6 protein-coding genes are annotated in these 6,605 nt (G+C 55.3%); 1 reads left to right on the top strand and 5 read right to left on the bottom strand.

Annotated elements, in window-relative coordinates; genetic code table 11:
• Positions 1–264: 264 nt before the first annotated feature.
• A complete protein-coding gene (locus tag MOMUL_RS16975) occupies positions 265–1,407 on the bottom strand; it encodes a hypothetical protein (protein WP_062285979.1) in 1,143 nt (380 codons plus the stop codon).
• Between the two features lie 555 nt (positions 1,408–1,962).
• Here MOMUL_RS16975 and MOMUL_RS14360 point away from each other — a divergent pair.
• Positions 1,963–2,415, top strand: a complete 453-nt coding sequence (locus MOMUL_RS14360) for a hypothetical protein (protein ID WP_062285967.1) — start codon at positions 1,963–1,965, stop codon at positions 2,413–2,415.
• Positions 2,416–2,812: 397 nt separating this feature from the next.
• On the opposite strand, the gene MOMUL_RS14355 is transcribed toward MOMUL_RS14360, so the two are convergent.
• Genes MOMUL_RS14355 through MOMUL_RS14340 form a run of 4 tightly spaced genes read right to left on the bottom strand, consistent with a single transcriptional unit; the run spans position 2,813 to position 6,602 of the window.
• Positions 2,813–3,166: a hypothetical protein gene (locus MOMUL_RS14355; RefSeq protein ID WP_062285965.1), complete on the bottom strand. Its 354-nt coding sequence runs from the start codon at positions 3,164–3,166 to the stop codon at positions 2,813–2,815.
• Between the two features lie 16 nt (positions 3,167–3,182).
• Positions 3,183–4,133 carry a M23 family metallopeptidase gene (locus MOMUL_RS14350; protein ID WP_062285963.1) on the bottom strand — a complete coding sequence of 317 codons (951 nt, stop codon included), beginning with the start codon at positions 4,131–4,133 and terminating at the stop codon, positions 3,183–3,185.
• Entirely contained in the window at positions 4,133–5,965 is a 1,833-nt protein-coding gene (locus MOMUL_RS14345; protein ID WP_062285961.1) for a VirB4 family type IV secretion system protein, read from the bottom strand. The genes MOMUL_RS14350 and MOMUL_RS14345 overlap by 1 nt, the downstream gene beginning before the upstream one ends.
• Positions 5,966–5,969: 4 nt before the next feature.
• Positions 5,970–6,602, bottom strand: coding sequence for a TraC-like domain-containing protein (locus MOMUL_RS14340; protein WP_062285959.1), 633 nt, complete (start codon positions 6,600–6,602; stop codon positions 5,970–5,972).
• Positions 6,603–6,605 lie beyond the last annotated feature (3 nt).

The following is a 6,605-nucleotide window of genomic DNA, read 5'->3' as shown; positions in this document are numbered from 1 at the left end:
TTGCCACCCCCCTTCCCTCCAGGGCCTTCAACCCCCGGCCTTCCGGCCTTAGTTGCAGCATTTGCCGCCCCGGCCGCCGTCAAGGCCGCGTAAGCGCCGCGAAGCGGTGGCCCGAAGGGCCAGTCTTGACGGCAATAGGCCGTGGCGGCGGTATAATTTAAGGCCGGCCGGAAGGCCCTGGAAGCTTAAAATCAAGGCAGCAGGTGCGCGCAAGCCGCTCCTGCTGCCTACCGCAGTTGCCTTTATTACCAGACCGCCGCTACGTCAGGCCGAAGGCCTTTTAGACGTTGCGGCGGCCACCCTAAACCTTACCCAAAACAGTTTCTTTTCCTGCCTGCTCCGGGGCAATACCGGCTGTAATAACTCAGCATGAGACTCCCCGGGTATATTAAAGGGATCGGGTTGATACGGTATCACATACGCCTTTACTTCCGGTATTTTCTGGACCTCTTTCGCTTCCCTTCCCCCGGGGGCAACCAGAGCCAGGCGGAAAGAAGATAGGTTTTCAACCTTCACCAGGTCGCCCCAACGCCACCTGGCGGCACTGGCCACCAAAACAGCCAGGTTAGATCTTAATGCTTCCCTAATCCTGGTGCTATCAACAAAACCCAGGTCCCGGACGACGTATTGATAATTTCCTTCCCTCAAAGCCGGCAAAACCCGGTCAAATATAAACCCTGTTCCCCTTTCTTCAGTAAGTCCAGTAATATCACCTGGAAATACATCAAAGCCCTTAATCCTCCTGGCTCCTTCTACCCGGCCATCACCGGCACCAATAACATTAAGGTAATCCAGCATCACTAGCTCCTGACTATCCTCCACCAGGGCCACATTATGGCCCTGCCTGGCTAAAAAAGCGCTTATGGCCAGGGCGGTATGGGTGCAGCCCAGACCTGGCGCAGCTCCGGTCACGGCGATAGTCACCACTCCCATCGGGCGCTGCTCGATGACTACTTTTTCCTTTACCTGTTCTTCTCCACTTAAACCCCTTATGATATGCCATCTGGCGGCCTGGGCATAAGTTGCCGGTACACTGGCCAGGGCCTGGGTGACTAAATCACCCCAATCAGCCTCAACCGGCCCGTCTATTATGTCATACACTCCCAACCCCACGAGGGTTGCCACCGCCGCGTCTCCCGGCTGCCTGCCGGGCGCCAGCAGGATTATCCTCACATAAGGCCTGGCTATGCGGTAACCCCGGAGGGCGGCCGCCAGGTCCGGGCCCGGGCCGGCGTCTATATCGACAATCAGGGTGTCGGCCCCCACCCTGGCGGCAGATTGGAAGGCATTACGAATGCCCGGGGAATCCATCTTCCCAGTCTGGTCGAATACCACTTCGCCGTGTTCTTTCACGGCTTTTCTCACCTGCTCCGCCCTGGCCGGGGTAAGGATTAAAGCAAGTATCATTTTTTCATGCTCCCCTTTCTTTAAGCCATTTCACCACCACAATTGTCAATAAATAGCCAACAAGTATCCCCTTATTTTTGTTTAAGGTTTCTAGAACAAAAGTAATATCTGGTAATAACCGTCATTACCAGGAAGACTCCCACTGCAAAATAAAACTGATATGGCGCAAAAGGTAGAACAGCAGGTATAATAGTTAGAGATATGATAATTGTTAGCGTTACTGAAAGAAATATGTTTTCCTTTGCGTTAGCGAAATCCCAGCACCTGTTCAGGTAATTTTTTATTCCTTTAGGGCCGAGCCTGAACAAGCAAATTAGCCCAGAGGCCCAGAATACCTCAAGGGCCAGCACATACCAAGTTATAACCCAAAAATGGAATCTAATCATACAAGGTAACAGTTCATGACCATATTCTCCCTCCAGGACTGCACGCATCCCTAAGTCCAAAAGACTATTGAAGGATATTAACACCAGATGGGCTATAGTTGATAGGGCAAGAGATAAAATAAAAAGCCTTCTCACTCTACCACATGGATAAGTTGGGGTGAGACAAGAATTGGCCGACAACAAGCTCACCTCCCTGCTAGCTTCTATTGTGACAGCACTGTTTGTGAATTTGGTAGGGGGTATCTTTTTCGAATTTGCCCAGGAGATGCATCAAGTTTTAAACAGCTACGTGCCATTCATAAATCTCCCACCACCTCGCTTTGACACCGAATTAATCAAATATACAATAACAGGCATACTGTTGTCACCGTCAGAAGTTGGCCAAATTTTGATGGAAAGTTTCAATTTTATTGACGCCCTCCGTACCAACTCCATTGAAAAGCTTTTTCAATTAACCATGTCGCTTTTATCTATTTTGAATGTCTGGATCTCCACCTGGTCGCCCGGGCTATCCCTGCGGATTTCCTTGACGCTGGGAATCCTGTATGTTTTATTCTTATTTGAAATGTACCTTGCGGACCTCATAATTAATTTCCTCCAAGGAATAATTATGAGCTTTTGAGCTTTTATAAGAGGCCGCGATATAAACAATCATTGCGCAGCCCCCGATAAAAAAACTTGCAAACATTAGAGCAAGGCCAAAATATAGTACCGAAACCCCTTCCAAAAAAATGTGCCGGATAACCTGTTCCACAGCCTGCCTATGGGAGTATATAATACTGGCCCAATATCGCCCCAGTATAAAAAAGCTACATACAAGGGCGATACAAAAAGATAATAAAAGAAGCGCAAACTGCAGTGACCCGTTAAAAATCACACGACTAATATAGCAAATATAATCAACTGCATCCTGATATTGGCTCACGAGAATACCACCGTCCTTTTGAATAGGGAATCAAATTGCTGTGCTTGGAAAAAAGCATAAATAAAATCTGAACATCCTCCTGCGCACTGAACTATCACTCCCCCCTCCCTCGGTCCATTTGCAGAAGTCTCTTCAGCACCACCGTTACCCTCTCCGCCTTATATCCCAGCCCCACGGCAACCGCCCCGGCCAGGAGGGCCAATTCCGGAGTGATGGTCTGCCTTGGTATCTCACGGTTCCCTCCAAATAGGATTTCCGCCAGCAGCAAAAGAGGTTGGGCCTTAAGCAAGGCATATTCCTTCAGCGGCACTCTTAGCGCAGTGTTAGCCGGATCAGCCAGGGCCAGAGCCTGCCTGGCTGCCTCGGCGTTTTGCCTGGCCAGTTCCGCCGCCTCCAGGTGGGCGGCATAAACCCTGGCGGCATGTTCGTATTTGCCGGCTTCGTCCATTCTTTCCCTCCGTTCCTCATTTGTAATAATTTAGCGGGTCAACCGGCAGGCCGAATGCCCTCACTTCAAAGTGCAAATGCGGCCCGGTGCTCTTACCCGTATTGCCGGAATAGGCGATAACCTCCCCCGCCTCTACCTGCTGCCCTTTCTGCACGTTTATCTCCGACAGGTGGGCGTAAATGGTCATTAGGCTGCCATGATGCTGGATATACACGGCATAGCCGAAGTTCCCGGACCATCCTGCTTTGGCCACCACGCCGTCTGCGGCGGCATGGACCGGCGTATCCATAGGCGCGGCGAGGTCTATGCCGGTGTGAAAGCTCATGCCCCCTTCCACCGGGTCCGTCCGGTATCCGTAGCCGGATGTCACGGTAAAGACGCCGGGCACGGGCCATTTAAGCTCTTTCTCCGCCGGCGTCCACCCCGGCGGCACGGCGTTTTCTTGCCCCAGCAGGAAAGACAGGTCGGTCCGGAGGATGTTTTTTACCTTTTCCCGCTGCCCCTGGCTGAATTTCAGTTCGTCCAGGACTTCATCCAGAGAACGCAGGCGGAAGGTCGGGTAACTGGTACAGTTAGGCGGGTCGCTGTCGTCACATACCCGGCAGCTCCCGGACTTTTCGATGAACATCCGGGCCAGTTCTTCCGCCCGGTCGCGATTGGCCTTGCGGAAGTCCTGGTCTAACCTTACCGCGTCTATCGCCAGCAAGGGCTGCCAGTCTACGGTCACGCCGTCGTCGCACGGAGATGACGTACTGGCTGATACCTCCCTAGCTGCATCGACGTAAATCATCACCTGTTCCGGGGAAGCGATGGGCACCCGCTCCCAGATGACAACTGGCCCCGCAAAGAGCAGGGCCAGCAAAGCGACCGGTACGAGGATTATCACCAGCACCCACTTGACGGCCTTTTCCGGTTCCGGCAAAAGGGCCAGGGCGACCCGGGCAAAAAGTCCCGGCGGCGCGGCCATCACTGGCCGCCTCCCGTGAAATACGGCATCTCGTAAGGCGCGGCCTCGATCCTTACCTGCACCCGCTGGCTCCCGGCCACCAGCAGGCCTTCGCCGCGCTTGGCGCTGGCCAGGAGGTCATGTTCCGCTTCGCTCAAATTCATGAGCTGCGTTATAGCTTCCAGATCCTTTTCCCCCTGGGCCAGTAGCAGCTTATAGGTGGGGTTATCAAGCAACGCTTGTCCGTGGCGGGCCACCTCCGGGGCCAGGAAGTCCACCACGTTCTGGCTGATAACCACCAGGCCGCCCATGTATTTTCTAATGCGCTTCGAGGTGTCCCGCAGGAAAGTTAGGGTCTGCGGCGTCTGGGGGTCAACTAAAATCCAGGCTTCGTCCACCACCAGCAGGGTCCTCTCTTGGCGGTCCTTTTCTATCAGATGCCAAGCGTAGGATAAAACATTAAAATATTGTGCTCTCCTTACCGTATCGTCGGCATTCTGCAGGTCATGGACGTCTAACACCACCAGGTCCGAATCGTGGTTAACGGTGGTGGGACCGTTCCATAAACTTGCATCTGCACCCTCAACCGTCTCCTCAAGAAACAAAGCCAGGCGTTTCCAGGTTTCGGGGTCCTTTTGCGCCTGGCCTGCAACATATTGGTACAGCAGCGTAAAAGTCGGCCAATCTCCCGGCAGAACAGCGGCAGGGTCTGTATCCCAGGTTATATTGGCTTGCTTATATACTTCACGTAATGCCTTCTGGAGCACTACCCGTTCAATATCGGCAAGGTCGCGCAAATAGAGTCGGAAAAAGGTTTTTAAGACATGTAGGTGCAGGGCCAGAGCCCCCTGCGCCCGGGCTTCTCTGAGTTCTTTAAGGTCTATATCATCTTCGCCATCCTGTTCATCGTCCTGGTCTGGATCAGGAGCCAAAGGCCGCACCTGTAAGGGGTTAATGCGCCCCTTGCCCCCGGCACAGTTGATCCAGGCCCCATTAAGGAGGCGGCACATCTCCCGGTACTCCCGTTCCGGGTCGATGATGATCACCCTGGCCCCCCGGGCCAATTCCCGTAAAATGAGCATCTTCACCGCGAAGGACTTGCCGGCGCCGGGCTTGGCCAGGACGGTCCAGTTGGAGTTGGTCCTGTCCCCGCCCCGCTGCCATATATCCATAAGCACCAGGCCGCCGTCGCGATCTCTTCCTAAGACCACGCCGCTGCCGTCGTTGATGCCGGAGGCGGTGAAGGGGAAACTGGCGGCTACTGTCTCTGCCGGCATATTTCTCGCCCCGGCCTCCTTGATGCCGGGCGGCAGCACCGCCCATGGTCCGGCCGCTTTCAGGCCCTCTTCCTGCCGGAAGACGGCCACCCTCCCCCGCATCCCGGCGGCGGCCAGAGCCGCTTCCACCTGGCGCGTCCTCCGGTCCAGGGTTTCCTGGTCCGGGGCCAGGACCAGGAGGACGACGGTGACATAGAAGACCTGCTGCTGCTCCTGGTCAATCTTTCTTAGCAGTTCCTGGGCATCCTTCAGTGCCTGTTCCGTCCTTTGCATCACCAGGGCGTTGCCGCCCAGCTCCAGCCGGCCGGTATATTCGCCTATGGCCCGGTTGATTGATAGCACCAGGTTCGCCGGGTCGGTGGGAGTCACGTGGATGGAAGCCACCACCCCCGGCATACCGGCCACCCGGGCCAGCCAGGCCGGGCCTACCCGCGGGGGATAGCCGGTTATGGCCAGCACCCTGGCCAGCTGCTCGCCGAAGGTTATCTGCCTGGGGCCGAAGTCCAGGGCCTGGGGAGAGAGGACGTCCACCAGGCCGGTAAGGCCTGGCGTTTTCGTGTTTTTACTCTTTGCCATACCTCTAAGCTCCTTTCACCTGGGGCGCAAGATACGGCCCCAGCGCCGGCGGCCGCTCGAAGGCCGCCTGGGCGGGATGGGAGAAAACAAAGACCAGGTCGATGATCTCCTGGTCGTTGCAGACCTTCACCTTTAGGCCGGACCGTTCCAGGTTGCCGGCCAGCTCGTGCGCCCTTTGCAGGACTTCTACTTGCTCCTTCCCCGGGAGCAAAATGTAATATCTTCTTTCCATCGCTTCCCCGCTGGCCACCAGGTTGGCTACATAACGGGTGTACTCCTGTAAGAGCTTCCTCCGCGCCGTGTTAACGGTCTCCCGGGCCAGGTCCTGCAGGTCTTTAAGATAAGCATCCAGGTCCACCGGCCGCCCCAGGGAAAGGATCTGGAAGGCCTCCCGCTGGCCGTTCAAGGCCTCGTGGACGGCGGTAATTACCCGCTTTTTCTCATTCTCACTTTTCAGGGCCAGGTTGATAGGCTCTACCTTCAAGACGGCCACCGCCTGGCCGTCTTTTCTAGTTATCACCCCGCCGGCGATGTCCTTCCAGGGCAGCCAGTCCTGGACCGCCTTCCGGGCCGCTGTTTGCTCTGCTTGCTGCTGTTGGGCAGGTTTCTTCCTCCCCGGTAGTTTGAAGAAAGCCATATC

Source organism: Moorella mulderi DSM 14980 (assembly GCF_001594015.1).
Classification (GTDB): domain Bacteria; phylum Bacillota; class DSM-521; order Neomoorellales; family Neomoorellaceae; genus Neomoorella; species Neomoorella mulderi.
This window is presented reverse-complemented; position numbering and strand designations above follow the sequence as displayed.